This window comes from Flavobacterium frigoritolerans, from assembly GCF_025847275.1.
GTDB lineage: Bacteria > Bacteroidota > Bacteroidia > Flavobacteriales > Flavobacteriaceae > Flavobacterium > Flavobacterium frigoritolerans.
In genome coordinates, this window is record NZ_JAOZEV010000021.1 from 1 (window position 1) to 17,105 (window position 17,105).

16 protein-coding genes and 1 other RNA gene are annotated in these 17,105 nt (G+C 31.7%); 12 read left to right on the plus strand and 5 right to left on the minus strand.

What is annotated here, in order from left to right; genetic code table 11:
* The coding region (locus tag OIU80_RS18800; RefSeq protein WP_264288514.1) for a SprB repeat-containing protein at positions 1-2,135 on the minus strand (2,135 nt) is incomplete at its 3' end.
* 797 nt (positions 2,136-2,932) lie between these two features.
* Between OIU80_RS18800 and OIU80_RS18805 the strand changes: the two genes are divergently transcribed.
* The 7 genes from OIU80_RS18805 (at position 2,933) to OIU80_RS18835 (ending at position 9,476) form a co-directional block, all read left to right on the plus strand.
* Positions 2,933-3,418, plus strand: coding sequence for a SixA phosphatase family protein (locus tag OIU80_RS18805; protein WP_264288515.1), 486 nt, complete (start codon positions 2,933-2,935; stop codon positions 3,416-3,418).
* On the plus strand, positions 3,415-5,493 hold the full coding sequence (gene ppk1, locus OIU80_RS18810) for a polyphosphate kinase 1 (protein WP_264288516.1): 2,079 nt from the start codon (positions 3,415-3,417) through the stop codon (positions 5,491-5,493). The genes OIU80_RS18805 and ppk1 overlap by 4 nt, the downstream gene beginning before the upstream one ends.
* Before the next feature lie 55 nt (positions 5,494-5,548).
* Positions 5,549-6,439, plus strand: a complete 891-nt coding sequence (locus OIU80_RS18815; RefSeq protein WP_264288517.1) for a Ppx/GppA phosphatase family protein — start codon at positions 5,549-5,551, stop codon at positions 6,437-6,439.
* Positions 6,440-6,601: 162 nt separating this feature from the next.
* Positions 6,602-7,198, plus strand: a complete 597-nt coding sequence (locus OIU80_RS18820) for a TMEM175 family protein (RefSeq protein WP_264288518.1) — start codon at positions 6,602-6,604, stop codon at positions 7,196-7,198.
* A gap of 41 nt (positions 7,199-7,239) precedes the next feature.
* A complete protein-coding gene (locus tag OIU80_RS18825) occupies positions 7,240-7,800 on the plus strand; it encodes a Crp/Fnr family transcriptional regulator (protein ID WP_264288519.1) in 561 nt (186 codons plus the stop codon).
* A 59-nt stretch (positions 7,801-7,859) separates the two neighbouring features.
* Positions 7,860-8,891, plus strand: a complete 1,032-nt coding sequence (locus OIU80_RS18830) for a saccharopine dehydrogenase family protein (RefSeq protein WP_264288520.1) — start codon at positions 7,860-7,862, stop codon at positions 8,889-8,891.
* A gap of 6 nt (positions 8,892-8,897) precedes the next feature.
* Complete coding sequence (locus tag OIU80_RS18835) at positions 8,898-9,476, plus strand: NAD(P)H-dependent oxidoreductase (protein WP_264288521.1); 579 nt, start codon at positions 8,898-8,900, stop codon at positions 9,474-9,476.
* Between the two features lie 162 nt (positions 9,477-9,638).
* Here the strand turns inward: OIU80_RS18835 and OIU80_RS18840 are convergent, their stop codons facing one another.
* Both OIU80_RS18840 and dnaX read right to left on the minus strand, forming a co-directional pair.
* Complete coding sequence (locus OIU80_RS18840) at positions 9,639-9,983, minus strand: DNA polymerase III (protein ID WP_264288522.1); 345 nt, start codon at positions 9,981-9,983, stop codon at positions 9,639-9,641.
* A gap of 308 nt (positions 9,984-10,291) precedes the next feature.
* Positions 10,292-11,377, minus strand: coding sequence for a DNA polymerase III subunit gamma/tau (dnaX, locus tag OIU80_RS18845; protein WP_264288523.1), 1,086 nt, complete (start codon positions 11,375-11,377; stop codon positions 10,292-10,294).
* A 308-nt stretch (positions 11,378-11,685) separates the two neighbouring features.
* Here dnaX and OIU80_RS18850 point away from each other — a divergent pair, with 308 nt between their 5' ends.
* From OIU80_RS18850 to OIU80_RS18865, 4 genes are all read left to right on the plus strand, one after another.
* Positions 11,686-12,252 (plus strand): DUF4256 domain-containing protein, encoded by a 567-nt coding sequence (locus OIU80_RS18850; protein WP_264288524.1) that lies wholly within the window; start codon positions 11,686-11,688, stop codon positions 12,250-12,252.
* A gap of 998 nt (positions 12,253-13,250) precedes the next feature.
* On the plus strand, positions 13,251-13,580 hold the full coding sequence (locus tag OIU80_RS18855) for a hypothetical protein (protein ID WP_264288525.1): 330 nt from the start codon (positions 13,251-13,253) through the stop codon (positions 13,578-13,580).
* On the plus strand, positions 13,531-14,352 hold the full coding sequence (locus tag OIU80_RS18860) for a hypothetical protein (RefSeq protein ID WP_264288526.1): 822 nt from the start codon (positions 13,531-13,533) through the stop codon (positions 14,350-14,352). The genes OIU80_RS18855 and OIU80_RS18860 overlap by 50 nt, the downstream gene beginning before the upstream one ends.
* Positions 14,353-14,478: 126 nt before the next feature.
* A complete protein-coding gene (locus tag OIU80_RS18865) occupies positions 14,479-15,357 on the plus strand; it encodes a HEPN domain-containing protein (protein WP_264288527.1) in 879 nt (292 codons plus the stop codon).
* 100 nt (positions 15,358-15,457) lie between these two features.
* Here OIU80_RS18865 and OIU80_RS18870 read toward each other — a convergent pair whose 3' ends face one another.
* Both OIU80_RS18870 and OIU80_RS18875 read right to left on the minus strand, forming a co-directional pair.
* Positions 15,458-15,874: a lipocalin family protein gene (locus tag OIU80_RS18870; protein ID WP_264288528.1), complete on the minus strand. Its 417-nt coding sequence runs from the start codon at positions 15,872-15,874 to the stop codon at positions 15,458-15,460.
* A 493-nt stretch (positions 15,875-16,367) separates the two neighbouring features.
* Positions 16,368-16,661 (minus strand): SH3 domain-containing protein, encoded by a 294-nt coding sequence (locus tag OIU80_RS18875; RefSeq protein ID WP_129539065.1) that lies wholly within the window; start codon positions 16,659-16,661, stop codon positions 16,368-16,370.
* Positions 16,662-16,783: 122 nt separating this feature from the next.
* Here OIU80_RS18875 and rnpB point away from each other — a divergent pair.
* Positions 16,784-17,105: RNase P RNA component class A (gene rnpB, locus OIU80_RS18880), an RNA gene on the plus strand.

Sequence of the window (17,105 nt, forward strand, 5' to 3'; positions counted from 1 at the left end):
TTAGCACAAGTTGAAGAAACTACGAAAGTTCCACTTACTTTAGTATAAGTAACAGTAGAGCACGCATCCGTTGCTACAGGAGCACTAGCTTGAGCGGTAGTTAAACCAGCAGCATCACTACATTGTAATGTTACATTCAGCGCCGTTGGAGCAGTAGTCCAAGTAGGAGCCGTTGTATCTACAACATTTATTGTTTGACTTACAGGAAGAGAAACGTTGTTACAGGCATCTTTTGCAGTCCATGTTCTGGTTATCGAATAAGTTCCAGGACAAGATCCAGGAGTATTTACGTCTACAAAGGTTAGAGATGTTACCGTGCCACTATTATCACTAGCAGTAGCGACAGCAAATACTGGTGTCTGCGGACAATTAATAGTCGAGGCGGCAGGTAATGGGTTAACGATTGGTTTAGTCGAATCTCCACTATTGATAGTCACAGAAAGTTGTTTTTGACAGCTATTTGCATCAGTTACGGTCACAATATAAGCTCCCGAAAGAATATTTATTAAATCTTGAGTGACAGGAGCAAATGCATTTCCGTCTTTTGTCCAACTATAAGTATAAGGGCCAGTACCACCAGTTACAGTTATATCAATTGCACCAGTAGCATCATTGTTGCAAAGTACATTTGTTTTTGATGTTAAGGTAACAGTTAAGTCGGTTGTGGGTTGTGTAATGGCAATAGTACTAATGCCTTTACATCCATTAGCATCAGTTGCAGTAACTTCATAAGATCCAACTGTTAAACCGGTTAGATTTTGAGTAGTTGCAAAAGGGCTTCCGTTTTTCTTCCAAGAATAGGTATATGGAGCAACACCACCTGTAGCATTGTTAACTGTAATTGCCCCAGTTGAAGCTCCAAAACATTTTACATTAAGATGCGAGGCAGTAGCTTCTGTTACAACAACATTGCTAACAGTTACAACAACAGGTTTTGTATCTGAACAACCAGATACAAGGTTTTTTCCTTTTATATAATAAGTACCAGCAGTTGCAGCAGTTGGAGTATTGTAAGGAATAGTAGCTGCAGCATCTAGCCAATACGTGTAAGTTAATCCAGCAGTACTACCAGCAGTAACAGCTGCTGCAGTAAGGTTTACCGTATTAGGAGAACACACTGGAGCAGGATTTGTGATTACTAAAGTATTTGTAGCAAAACTTCTAGCTTTTAAAAATACACCAGCGTCATATAGTTGATCAGATGCATCGGCAATAGCCATTTTTATTTTATAGGTTTGCCCAGGAGTAACTGCATAAGTAGCAGTAAGAACAGTTGTAGATCCGTCGAATTCCATAACTGTAGATCCAGCAGGATTATTTACATAGTAAGCTGCATTATGAGCAGGAAAAGAAGTGCCGTACGTATTAGTCCCAGCAGAATGGATATTGTTTATAGTAACAGCATCATTGTTGGGTAATTGGGCAAGGTTTACTGCATTATTAGTATAAGAACCAGTGATTCCAGGACCACTTAAGAAAAAACCAAAAGCATCATTAAAATCAGTGTGAACATATTCAAGATATTCTTCAGAGGCAAATACAAACTTAAATTCAACAAGGTTTCCATCAGGAATAAAATTGAATTCAAGGATGGCAGCATCATGCATTGTTTCACCAGAAATGTTAGTTAAGTCTGGATCACTTGCGTTATTAACCATTGCATCTGATTTATTTGCAAAGGAATTGGGACCCATGGCAGAATTTATTTTTCCTGTTGAGATTAAAAGCCCTTCATCAATTGGGAATGTTGAAGTTCCTTTGCTGTAATAACCTAATTGTCTATCACCAGCGGTTCCAGACCAAATATGATCGGTCCAGTTCCAATTACTTCCACTTTTTTGGTAGTAACCAAATCGAACATTGCTCACAACCAAACAGCCAGAAGTTAATATGTTTTTTACTAACCCATCAGCAGTATATCCATTGTTTCCAGCAGCTGGATTAGCAACATCTATAGATCCTGCTACGGCTAATGCTTGTACAGCAGCGGGAGCTGCAAAAGCACTTTTTTTGGCAGTGGATTTGCTTTGGTATGGTGTATTTCCAATTCTAATCGGAATGTTTTTTTCTTGAGCGTATAAACCAAAAGAAAAAAAGAATAATCCTAAAATAGTTAATAAAGTAATTTTTTTCATAATCTTTAATTTCAAAAATTAATAGTTTCTCTAAAGTGATATCCTAGTGTAATTTTATTTAAATATAGTTTCGGTGTGTTTAGGAATTAAGATCCTTTGAATAGATTTTTTCTGTTTGATTTTTCCTTTTTCTTGCCTTCATATATTTAACTTTATGGTTTGTGATTTTTTTTATTTTTTTAACATAATCAAAGTTATATAGTCTATTTTTAATTGATTTTTTTTTCCTGCAAATGACCCAAATACTCGTTGAAAAGACATTTTTGACCTAAAAAAATGAAAAAAAGACGTTTAATTTTTTCGTTTTTCATTTTTTTTAGAAGCAATTTTTGTCAAAATTTTGTTGTAAAATATTTTTTAACTCATGAGTAATGCATTGATAATCAACTAATTGAAAGTTTTTGAATTTTATTTCAAACATCGATGAAATACATTTATCATAGATTAAGTACATGTTTTTCTTATAAAAAAACAGATGAGATTTTAAAAAAAGTTGAATCTTCAGAATATTTGTAACAAACAAAAAGAGACGTTAAAATTGAAGTAGTTTTTTTAAGAATTTATTATGATTATTTTTCGCTATATATAATTCATCCTAATAAATTAGAAATATAAAAATTCAACAAAAGAGATGCCTTTATGAAATTCTTTTGTAAATTGTAGCTAAATTTTCAAGGCTGTTTTTACGATTTAATCATAAAGTTTCCATTTTTGAAACTATAGTGATCAAAAAAAGAACCACGTACAAGTCAAAAAAATAAAAGCATATTCCTTATAAAACAAATAGTATCCGTAATATGAAAAATTTAATATTGATCAGACATGCAAAATCAAGTTGGGAAGCACCTTTAAAAGATTTTGACAGACCTTTGGTGAAAAAAGGAATTCATGATGCGCATAACGTTTCAGCGAGTATTTCAAAATTTCTGCCTAAGACCTTTTTGATATGGAGCAGTACAGCCGCAAGAGCAGTAGAAACGGCACTTATTTTTGCACAAAATATTTCATATCCAATAGAAAGCATCATTTACAAAGACGATCTTTATACCTTTGATGAGAAACAATTGGAAAAGGTTATCAAATCGTGTGATAATGCTTTCGAAAGTGTTATTCTTTTCGGACATAACGAGGCTATTACAAATTTTGTTAATAAATTTGGGGATGTTTTCATAGATAATGTACCAACATCAGGTTTTGTATCACTACAATTTGATACAGAAAGTTGGGACAAAATAGATAAAGGCAGGACTCAAAAAACAATTTTCCCTAAAGATTTAAAATGAATACAGTGTACGAACAAAAATATATAGATAGAGAAAAAAGTTGGTTGGCATTTAACGCAAGAGTATTACAGGAAGCAGCCGATATTTCAGTACCACTTTTAGACAGATTACGATTTTTAGGAATTTTTTCAAATAATTTAGATGAATTTTTTAGAGTCCGCTATGCAGCAATTCGAAGACTAAGTCTTTCTGGAATTTCAGGCGAAAAATATTTAGGCGGAATATCTGCTCAACAATTAGTTAAAGATATTACCGAAATAGTAATTCAACAACAATCTGAGAGTTTAAGAATATTAAGTAATATAGAAGCAGAACTCGAAACAGAGAATATCTTTATTATTACCGAAAATGAGATTACAAAAGATCAGGAAGAATATTTAAAAAATTTCTTCATTGAGAAATTAAGCCCAGAATTAGTTACAATTATATTAAATGACTTAGCCGAATTTCCAGTTTTAAAAGATACGCTAGGGTATTTGGCAGTTCGATTAGAAATGAATCATACCGAAGAAGTTCGATATGCAGTAATAGAAATTCCTAAAACCATCAATCGATTTGTAGTTTTACCATCACACGATGATAAAAATTATATTATTTTGATAGATGATGTCATTAGGCATAATTTGAGTAGCATCTTTACCATTTTTGATTACAAAAGTGTTTCAGCGCACATGATAAAAATTACTCGTGATGCACAGTTGGATATCGATAGTGATTTGAGTAAAAGTATGCTAGAAAAAATAGCCACATCAGTTAAAGATAGACGAATAGGAGAACCAGTTCGCTTTATTTACGACCAATTAATAGAGCCAGATACGTTACAGTTTTTTCTCGAAAAAATGAAAATCATTTCCACAGATAGCATTATCCCAGGAGGAAGATATCATAACCGACGTGATTACATGAATTTCCCTAATCTAGGGAGATATGATTTGTTATATAAAACAAATTTACCATTGCCAATTCCAGGATTGAGTATGGAAGGAAGCATATTAGAAAAAATTGGAAAAAAAGATTACTTGCTAAATGCACCATATCAGTCATTTTCATACGTAACAAAGTTTTTGCGTGAAGCCGCTTTAGACCCCAAAGTCACAACGATTAAGATTACATTATATCGCTTAGCTAAGAATTCCCAAATTATTAGTTCATTAATCAATGCTGCCAAAAATGGGAAAAAGGTAACAGTGCAAATAGAGTTGCAGGCTCGATTTGATGAAGCTTCTAATATTTCGTATGCAGAGCAAATGCAAATGGAAGGAATAGAACTTATTTTTGGAATCAAAGGGTTAAAAGTACATAGTAAAATATGTGTAATCGAAAGAATAGATGAAGGGAAAACCAAAAGATATGGATTTATTTCGACAGGAAATTTCAATGAGTCAACGGCTAAAATTTATACCGATGTTACATTATTTACAAGTCATCAACAAATTCTAAAAGATATATCCAAGATATTTGAATTCTTTGATATTAATTATAGAGTGCATCGATACAAGCATTTAATTGTATCACCACATTATACAAGATCCAAATTTGTAAAGTTAATCGATAGAGAGATTTTGCATGCTTTGGCAGGTCGTAAAACATACATAAAGCTTAAGATGAATAGTTTGTCAGATTTTAAAATGATAGATAAATTATATGAAGCTAGTAATGCAGGAGTAAAAATACAGCTGCAAGTAAGAGGAATTTGTTCCTTGATTCCAGGCATACCAGGGATGAGTGAAAATATAGAAGCTATAAGTATTGTCGATAACTATCTCGAACATTCAAGAGTTTATATTTTTGGCAATGCAGGATTGAGCGAAGTATATATATCATCAGCCGATTTTATGACAAGAAATCTTGATGGAAGAGTTGAAGTAACTTGCCCTATTTATGATATGGCAATTAAAAACGAATTAATAGACAACTTTAATATTGCCTGGAAAGGAAATGTAAAAGTACGTTTTCATTCCTATAGATTGGATAATAAATACAAAGCTAGAAATCATCATGCTATATTTAGAGCACAATTAGAAACATACAAATATTATCAAAACAAAGTAAATGCTATAGAAGAAGTTGTATAAAACTTAAAAGAGCAACCTTTATATCAAGATACTTAATTTCAAATCATAAGCGAGAATGATTAAAATAAAAAAATATGGAGCAATCGATATTGGATCAAATGCCATGCGATTGTTAATTTCCAATGTTGTAGAACAAGAGGGTAAGGAACCTCAATTTAATAAAAGTTCCCTAGTACGCGTACCAATTCGTTTAGGACAAGATGCCTTTACAGTTGGAGAAATATCAGAAGAAAATATCGAAAGAATGTGTGATGCAATGAAAGCATTTAATCTTTTGATGAAAGTACATAAAGTAGAGCATTATATGGCATTTGCAACATCAGCAATGAGAGAAGCCTATAATGGTAAAGAAGTGGTAGAGATAATCAAGAAGAAAGCAAATATAAAGATTGAAATTATAGATGGAAAAAAAGAAGCAGCAATAATAGCTTCAACAGATTTACATCATTTATTAAAAACAGATCAAACCTATCTTTTTGTAGATGTTGGAGGTGGAAGTACGGAATTTACATTATTCTCTAATGGGAAAATGGTTACTTCAAGATCTTTTAAAGCGGGAACAGTACGATTATTAAATGGTATGGTTTGCGACGTGGTTTGGGATGAAATAGAAAAATGGATTAGAACAAACACAGAAGAATACGAAGAAGTAACGCTTATAGGATCAGGAGGAAATATTAATAAGTTGTTTAAAATGTCGGGCAAGCAGCAAGAAAAGCCATTGTCATACATTTATATGAATTCGCAGTATGCGTTCTTAAATTCCTTAACGTACGATCAAAGAATAGCCGAATTAGGACTCAACCCCGATCGTGCCGACGTTATCATTCCTGCAACAAGAATTTATCTTAATGCAATGAAATGGAGTGGAGCAAGACAAATTTATGTTCCTAAAATTGGTCTTTCGGATGGTATAGTAAAAGCAATGTATTACGGTAAGATATAATTATTATAGGCTTTTTTTTAGCCAATTAGGATTAACTATTTTCTCGCAAAGACGTAAAGGCGTCAATTTTGTGTCAGATTTCTTTGAGACTCTGTGTCTTTGCGAGAATAAATAAATGCAGAACTTTTATTAATTACACCGGGATATTAAACTTAATTTTTTATGAATAAAACGAGATTAGAGGCTTTTAGTGACGGTGTTTTGGCAATCATACTGACTATTATGGTTCTGGAGATTAAGGTTCCCGAGGGAGAAAGTTTCAGGAATTTAATGCCTCTTTTTCCTAAATTTATAAGTTATGTTTTGAGTTTTATTTACATAGGTATTTACTGGAACAATCATCATTATTTACTACACGGAGTAACCAAGGTCAACGCTAAAATTCTTTGGGCTAATCTGCATTTGCTTTTTTGGCTTTCGCTGGTTCCAGTTTCAACAGGTTGGATGGGGGAACATAATTTTGCTAAACCAGCAATGGCATTATATGGTTCAATATTACTGTTGTCAGCAATTGCTTATGTTATATTGCAAAAGATTATCGTTTCTAGCGAAGGAAAAAATTCAGCATTAGCCAAAACATTAGGAAAAGATTTAAAAGGAAAAGCTTCGGTAGTTTTATATGTAATAGGAATCGTTAGTTCTTTTTATAACGAATGGATTTCAGGAGCATGTTATTTTATAGTGGCATTATTATGGTTGATTCCAGATAAAAGAATTGAAAATCTTTTTGGCTCCGCCGAAAAAACTTTCGATTCGTAAAAGCTATAATTTTGTAATTCCTTTATTTATAATAAAATACAATGAAATCAATATTTCAATCTCTTTCGATTTTACCTCAAGAAGAATTAAATAAACTAGATGGTTTAATTACGAAGAAGAAACTTAAAAAAGGAGATTTCTTAATTCAGGAAACACAAATAGCTAAAGAAATTGTTTTGATAAAATCGGGTGCTTTGCGCTCGTTTTATATCAATAACGAAGGAGAAGAAATTACAAACTGCATTACATTCGAGAATGAATTTATGGCAGCTTTTGCTAGTTTTATTACCCAGAAACCAACGGAAGAAAATATTCAGGCATTATTTGATACAGAACTCGAAGTTATAAGTCATACTAGTATTGAGCATCTTTATGAAAATAGTATCCATTGGCAAAAAGTTGGGCGAATAATAGCCGAAATGCAATATATAAACTTAGAAAAACGCATTTTGTCTTTTCAAAAACTAACAGGAAAAGAACGTTACGAAACCCTTTTTAAAAATCACCCCAATTATATTCAGTTAATTCCGTTGCAGTATTTAGCTTCTTTTTTAGGAGTTACACCAAGGCACTTAAGCCGAATCCGGAAAGCTATTTTATAGGACATTTGTCTAGTTATTGAGAGTCACTCCGTCATTAATTTTGCTAAAAACAATATGTAATGATGAGAAAAAATATTTTAGTAATTGGAGGAACAGGATTAGTAGGCAAAGTCATTTTACGTATTCTTCAAGGAAGAAATCCAGATTATAACTTATTTGTAGGGAGTCGACAATTAGGAAAAACAGCCAATGATTTAGTTATTGATGTAACCAATCCAAAAACTTTTGATTGTATTGTACATAATAAAATTGATCTAATTGTATTGTGTACAAAAGACAGTAACAATGAAATTTTAAAGTTTGCAATACAAAACAAGCTAGATTATATTGATATTACAAAACCAACCCCAGATTTAACTGTAGCGTATGATTTTGCTAAAGCAAATGAGCAAAGTGTAAATAGTCGTATCGTTTTTAGCTCTGGCTGGATGGGAGGGATTGTTGGGAATTTGATTGATTATGTAGAGCGTGATAAACGTAAAATTAAAGAAACCAATCTTTATATTTATTATTCTATAAAAGATTTAGCAGGGAAAAGTTCTGCTAATTTTTTAGCCGAAAATGTTTGTAAACCATTTATCGTTTATAAAAATAATAAGCCAGAAGAAGTAAAACATTTTTTAGATTCAGAAAAATTTAATTTTGAGTTCGGGATTGGAAAACGTCAAGCTTATAATTTAGATGTTCCAGATTTATTTATTTTAAATCAAATAGAAAAAATACCAACCGTTTCGGTTAAGATGACTTATAATTCTAAATTTGTTACAGGGCTAATGGGATATTTTCAATCGCTTAAGATTTTTAATATCATGTCTTTAAAAGAAAGGCAATTACTGTTTGGTTCTAGTGGAAATGGAGATCAAACTGTTTTTGAAATCGTTATTAAAACCCACGATAAAATAAAAAGAGTTAGCTTGCAAAGTGTTAAAGGTCAGGCTGAATTAACTGCATTTTCTACTGTTTTGCATATCGAAAAAATGCTAAGTGATACTTTAGTAAGCGGAATTTATTTCAGTCATCAAATACATTCAGCACAGGAAATTTATGAAGCATTAAATAATTACAGCACAATTAATCTTAAAATAAGCTAATTGAACATGAAAAATATTCTCATTATCAATGGACATCCTAATTCGGCAAGTTTTAATTTTGCCTTAGCAGAAGCTTATAAAAAAGGAGCTTTACAATCAGATGCAAAAGTAGAAACAATTACAATAGCCAATCTAAAGTTTAATCCTAATTTGCAATTTGGTTATCAAAAAAGAACCGAGTTGGAACCTGATTTATTAGAGTCTTGGCAAAAAATAAAGCGAGCAGATCATTTGGTTTGGATTCACCCTGTTTGGTGGGGAGGATTACCAGCAATTACCAAAGGATTTATTGATCGACTTTTTTTACCAGGAATGGCTTTTCAATACCGTGAAAATTCTGTTTGGTGGGATAAATTATTAAAAGGTAAAACAGCTCATATTATTACCACTCTGGATCAGCCGGGTTGGTACTACAGATTGTTTTTTGGAAGACCAAGTGTTAATCAATTGCGAAAATCAACTTTAGAATTTTGTGGTGTAAAGCCAGTTAAAGTGAGTTATATTGGAGTTATAAAAACATCAGATAATAACCAAAAAGAAAAATGGCTAACAAAAGTCTATAATCTTGGATTAAAAAATAAATAGTTTTTTAGTTACTCCTGATAGCTATCGGAACAGTGATCTTTGCAGTTAAATTTTAGCCACTAATTGCACAAATTCTCACAAATCCATTTATTAGCTCAAAATTTTTAAAACTTTGTGGATCTAACGAAAACCTTTTACCTCAGAACCTTAGAGTCTCTTTTCTTAAGTATGAAGATCTAATCCAAATGTTGTTCTTAAAAGTTCAATATTTGGGTTTATTTCTAATAAACGATTGTAACGATCCTGATCGTTATAGCTTCTTTTACTTTCATAAGCTTCATTTACAATTATGTCAATGGTGATATCATGATTGTGTAAATGACCTTTTAAATGACCTAATAAACCATGAAGTTCTTTCTCAAAATCTAATTTAGAACCTTCATTAGGCAATTCGATAGAAATAGAAGTTCCGTTTAAAACAGGGTCATTAATAAGTAGTAAAGACTCCATTATCTTAAAGCCTTTTTCTCCTAAACGTTGTGCATATTTATTCCACTGCAATAACATTTCTGTTTCAGTAAATTCCTCAGTAGGTAAATGAGTAGTAGGTTTTACATATGATTTACTGCTTGCCTCTAATTCTTTTTTCTTACGAATACTAGATAAAGAAAATGCTGAAATACCCGGCTTTGCAGAACTCTGAATAATAGGAGGATTAGCCGCAGGAGCTTTTTCAGTAACTACAGTTTCAGCTTTTACAGGTTCAGGAGCAGTATTTGGAGTTGCTACAGGAGCAATAGTATCTTCTTTCTTATTAGCAGGAGTTTTAACTTCTGTGATAGAGAAAGTAGGATTTCTATAATAAGTTGGTGGAATTATGTATTGCTCAACTTTTTTTTTTCTCCATCAAAATTGATAGAGGCCAATTGCATCAAACTAAGTTCAACCAAAAGTCGCTGATTCTGACTTAGTTTATATTTTAAATCACAATCATTGGCAATCTCAATTCCTTTTAATAGAAATTCCTGACTAGCTTTTTGAGATTGTACCCCATACATTTGTTGTGCCTGTTCACCAACTTCAAGAAGTGATAAAGTGGCAGGAGTTTTACTTACCAATAAATCTCTAAAATGTGATGCTAAACCAGCAATAAAATGATGACCGTCAAAGCCTTTAGCAAGGATATCATTGTATGCCATTAATAACTCAGGGATTTTATTTTCAAGGATAAAATCAGTGATAGAAATATAGGTTTCGTAATCTAAAACGTTTAAATTTTCGGTAACAGCCTGACGCGTTAAATTGGTACCACAATAAGAAACAACTCGGTCAAAAATAGACAAAGCATCACGCATTGCTCCATCAGCTTTTTGTGCAATGATATGCAGAGCATCGTCTTCATAAACGACACCTTGACTTGTTGCAACTTCAGCTAGATGTTCTTTGGCATCTTTAACAGTAATTCTTTTGAAATCAAAAATTTGACAACGAGATAAAATCGTCGGGATAATTTTATGTTTCTCAGTTGTTGCTAATATAAAGATGGCATGTTTAGGCGGTTCTTCTAATGTTTTCAAGAATGCATTAAAAGCTGCCGATGACAACATATGCACCTCGTCAATAATATATACTTTATATTGTCCTGTTTGTGGTGGGATTCGAACCTGATCAATCAAGTTACGAATATCATCTACAGAGTTGTTTGAAGCAGCATCTAACTCAAAAACGTTAAAAGCAAAATCTTCATTAGGATCATCATATCCGGGCTGATTTATTTTTCGAGCAAGAATACGCGCACAAGTTGTTTTACCAACTCCACGAGGTCCTGTAAATAATAGTGCCGAGGCAAGATGGTTACTTTCTATGGCATTCAGTAAAGTGTTGGTAATCGCTTTTTGTCCCACAACATCTTTAAATGTCTGAGGGCGATATTTACGAGCCGATACTACAAATTGTTCCATAGAATGTTTATTGGATAGCAAAGATAGATTATAATTTAAAGATTTAAAAATTTAAATATTGAAAGATTTTGCATGCTTAAATAGTTGTTGATTTTTAAATAATTACTATTAAATAGTGGCGCTTAACTTTTTGGTAATGATTGTGTTCTTGTCTTTAGTTATTCATTTTTAGAATGTTAATTTGTAAAGAAAAAATAATTATTTTAGCTAGAAATAAAATCATTCATTATTGTGTAATTAGTATAATATGAATTGATTAGATTATTTAGAAGAATCTTTTTAACAGTGGTTTTATAAAAATAGATAAGATGAAAAATAATAAAAGACAGTTATCAGCAGAACAAAGTTCAGCCTTACTTGATATCTTAAAAACTCGTTTTGAGAAAAATAGCAACCGTCATCAAGCTATTGAATGGTCTAAAGTACAAACAAAACTTGAAGCGAATAACGAAAAATTGTGGTCGCTAAATGAAATGGAAATAACCGAAGGCGAGCCAGATGTTGTTGGTTATGATAAAATTACCGATGAATATATTTTTTATGATTGTTCGGACGAAAGTCCTAAAGGACGCAGAAGTATTTGCTATGATCATGAAGCACTGGAAAAAAGGAAAGAAAATAAACCAAAAGATAGCGCTGTAAATATAGCGGCTAATATGGGTATTGAGATTTTGAATGAAAAACAATATCGAGAATTACAGCAACTTGGCAAATTTGATTCAAAAACATCTAGTTGGATAGTAACACCAGAAGATATCAGAAAACTAGGAGGCGCTCTTTTTTCTGATTTTCGTTATAATACTGTTTTTGTATATCATAACGGTGCAGATTCTTATTATGCTGCCAGAGGATTCCGTGGAGTATTAAGAGTTTAGATTCAAAAGTATTTGTGAAGACTTATGTTTGAGTTTATTCCTTAAAATGATAAACTTGAGATTAATTTTGCATGCAGATTTTTATGCATTAATGTTTTCTCGCAAACAAAACTATTGTTAAAAGTTGTCTGTCGTACGAAGTTTCCGGACTTCGTAAATGTTCCAATTTATGTATCAATAAAATCAATAAATTTTGTAGAGCCAGAGAAAAGAGATTTATAAGTCTCTTTTTTTTTTTGAATTTTATTTTTCATAAAGGGTATTTACAAAAGAATCCACAGCCGTTACCATTTGAATAGTTATGCATATACAAGCGCAGTTATTTTGAATTAATCAATTAAGTAGCTTGATTAGAAAAATGATATTGAATTTGGTATTATCAAAACAATTAAGAATAATTAAAATGAATTTGTATCTTATTCTAACCGGTATGGAAAGAATTAGCATATTATTTTTGAATATATCCAAGTGATCAGGTTGAATATTTATTTTAGAACATGTATAATTGAGATTTGATATTGTAAGTAAGATAATTTATATGTATTATTGTGTAAAAAGAAGTAATAACTTACAATAATATACTATTTACTATGTTTAGAGATTTTGATAACTTTAATAGTTTTGAAAACTTTACGAAAGAGGATGATCTTGGGTAATATTTTTCATATGCGGCCTATAACAACGATTTATTACAATTAGCTGATTTTTATGGACGAACTCCATTTGATTGGTACAGGAACAAAAAAACGGGTCAAATAATTTGGCTTGACGGACGTGCTGAAATTGACCATTATTCTAATTTAGGGCATACCTGGGGGAAGACCTTTGTTAATGGTAATCGAATATTATTAGATGGAGACACCAAATTAATAACTTATAACGGAAAAGTTATTCATGATTTCAATAAAAAGTCATTTCGTTTTGGAGAAATTTCAAAAACATTCCGTTTTGGAGGAATTGCATTTTCTGACGGAGGAAACAATCAAGACCCAAGCTCCTTGCGCCGAGGCACAAGAGACGCTACATGGATTGATTTTAGAGGTGCTTTAGAAGCCCTTACAATTATAATGGGATTTGAAAGAAGAGGTAGCATTTCAAAAGGAAAAGGAACTAATGGAGGAAAACCAACTAAGGAAAACAAAACTGATGATTATATTACCGCAACCGATCATGGAGCAAATGCTACTAAAGAAATAAAAGGAACGGCTAGAACAATAGATAATAAGCCTTATACTGCGGAAAAGAGAGACTCAGTAAGGGAAACATATTATGCTAAAGATGGAACAGAAATTAGAACAGAAATTAGGGCTAAAAGGAAGAATGAATAAAAAAATTAAAGTAATTCTGTTAGTTGTGCTTATTTTAATCATAGGTATGGTAGTTGTATACTTTTCTTTAAAAAGAGAAAAAACATATATTTTAAAAGACTATTATCCTGATATAAAACAGACAGCAGAATATGAATGTATTATTAAAGAAGGAGATACTATTTTACATGGTCAATTTGTCCGTTATAATGTTGAAGGTATAATTGTAGCTCAAGGTATAAATGTGAATGGAGAGCCAAACGGGAAGAGCATGTATTACTTTGATGATGGTATTATAGAATCAATTCATTATAGAAAAAACAGTAAGGTTACAGAAGAAAGTACTTACAATTACCCAAGTGGTAAGGTTAGGGAATACCTTATGTATGATGATTTTGGAATACTAGATTTCTTAATTAATTATGATGAACTGGGTAATATAAAAAATTACGAGGGCTTGCCATTGATAGAAATTTACCAATATAAAATAACAAATAAGCGATTTCAAACAAAAATCAATCAATATTTAAAAGTAGGTGATACATTAAAATATAAATATTTAATAGCAAATATTCCTAATGCTAAACGTAGTTTTAAAATTGAAAATATAGGTGTAGATGATTCAAAAGTTAAAAGAACATTCAAAAAAGTATCTCAAGTAGGAATTGATGTAAAAGAAGTGTTAACCAAAAAAGGTGCTAATACGATAAGAGCTATAGTTAAATATGAATTTAAGGATAAAGAAAAAACAGTTATTAATGATACAATTTCCTTCGATGTCAATGTTCATTAAAGCCAACTAATATCTAAACTATTTTTATAATTTATCTTGTTTTTCTCTAACATATATCAAAGCAAATTTTTCATTTCTAATAGAATAAGAATATAATTATCTTTGTTTCATAATAACCACTTTCTAATGAAGAAATCCATCGCTTATCTGCCGCAAAAGAAACAAAGAGATCTCCTTCGTTTTGTAGAACAAATAACTGCAAGACTTCCAAAAACTCAAATGATCATTCTATACGGAAGCTATGCAAGAAACGAATTTGTAGATTGTGACGAAAAAGTAGAATTTGGTGTTCCTACTTCTTATAGGAGCGATTATGACATACTTGTAGTAACAGATGGAGTAACCGATCAAAGAGCAACTCGAATGCTTGATGCCATTGATGATATGTATTATCAGGATCCCGAGTTACAAACTCCAGTTGAGTTTATTCATGAAAATATTAAACGATTAAATGAATATATCGAAGCAGGCAGATATTTTTATACACAGATTAAAGAAGAAGGAATTCTACTTTATGACAGTGAGAAATTTACTCTTGCAGAACAACGTCCGCTTCGTTTTGACGAAATAAAACTACAGGCAGAAGAATATTTTAAAGAAAGATTTGAAAGCGCAAATGAGTTTTTATTAGTTGCCCAATTTTGTTACGAAGAAAAATTATATAAAAAAGGTTCCTTTAATCTTCATCAAGCCTGTGAAAACAGTTTTCAGACAATTCGATTGGTACATACGTTGACCAATCCAAAACAACATAATTTGTCCAAATTGTTTTCTTTCACAAGAAAATATTCATCAGATTTACTGTCTGTTTTTCCTAATGATACCATCGAAGAAAAACGATTATTCGAACTCTTAAAAAGCGCCTATATCGAAGCACGTTATAATCCAAAGTTTATAGTAACAAAAGAAGATATCGATGCATTGTTGCCCAAAGTAAAACGATTACTTGAAATAACAAAGCAAATAAGCGAGGCTAAAATCGCCGAATATGCAAAACTGATTTAATCTCATGAGCAAAAAAAAACAGAAATGACTTTTTATAGTCATTTCCGTTTCATATTCAACCCCAAAAAAATAGGTTAATACCAAAAAAAAATAATTAGTTTTATCTGGTATATACAGTAATGATTCCTGCTGCATCTTTTAGTTTTAATTCGGTAAATGTTAGATTTACAATATCTTGTGTTTTAGATTCGCCAGCAATAACTGTTGTTAAGTTATTATGTGATCGGGAATAGATTCCTGCATCGGTAGTTAATGCACAAGCACTAATAGTTGAATCATAATCTCCCTCGGTTGCTGTATTATCAAGCTTAAGTTCTAGGTAATCTTTGTTACAGCCAGTTTGATTTTGTGGAGCATCTACTAAAGTTTCTTTTCCATCTATAACGGTTCCTACTTTACTAACATCCCATTTTCCAGCTAAAGGTACCAGAGTTTCACCTTCGTTATCATCACTACACGATGCTGAAAATAATCCGATACTTAATAATATTGCGAGTAATATGCTTCTGTTTTTCATTTTTAAAATCTTTAAATTGTTAGATACTAATGTAGTCGCAACATATTGATAATGTGTTCTATAATTATTTATTTCATTTACATAATTCGTGGTTTTTTGATTTAAGATAGTTGTTTAGAAATAAGACAGCTCAAAAAGATTATGTATCTGAATACTTTGCAGATAATATGGTTATTCTCGCGAAGATCTATAATGTAAAAGGAGATAAGTGCTCCAAAAATCCAAAAAAAGAAGTCAAACTATTAGAATTCTTCATAGTAGAATGGATTTAAAAAAGTAAATTTTTAAGATAAAATTATAGAAGGTAGAGATGATGATTTTTTTATTTTAAAAACTGAAGATAGTTGGAGTGGTTGTATTCTAGGTTTTTTTGTAGCATACTTTATTTTTGACATACAAAAAGCAGCATTCTTTTTCTGGCTTTATTTAGCCAGAAAAAGATACAGCGAAGAGCAGGTTTCGATAGCTATCGGGGGATAGCTCCTAAATAAAATTATCTTCCTTTTATGCTTAAATCACTTAATATTTTTGCCGTCTCAGAATCAGAATTGGCTGAGAATCCAGCTACATAAACACCTTTTTTACCCGATGTAGATTTTATTCCATAAACCACGGCTTCATCGCCTGGATCGGAGTTGCCTTCGTATCGATACACATGTACGATTTCAAATTTTTCGGGATTTTTCTTAATTACATCTTCATTTAGATTAAAATCATAAGTAAATCCTTTTTCGTTTAATTGATCCAAAGCTTTGGATACAGTTGCGTAATGATACATTCTAATCATGATAAATGAAATTTTACAGGTTAACGATTAAAGATAACTATTTTAAAATTAAGAGGTTGTAAAAGAGTGTTAAAGTAAATTTTGTAATGCTCGAAAGTAACCTATAAAAACGCTAAATTTGCCACGCAGACCGCCTTATCGTCGTTTTGAGAAATCAAAAGGGAGGAAAGTCCGGACACCACAGAGAAGCATAGCGGGTAACACCCGTCGGCGTTAGAAATAGCGTTAGGACAAGTGCAGCAGAAAGTATGTACAGGTAATGCTGTAGTGAAAACAGGTAAACTCTATGCGGTGAAATATCAAGTATATCAGCATTTAAGAGCTTCTCGTTCGTTGCTGAAGGGTAGATAGCTTGAACTTATGAGTAATTGTAAGTCTAGATAAATGATAAGGTATTGTTAGTAATAACAAGAACAGAATCCGGCTTACAGGTCTGCATTTTTT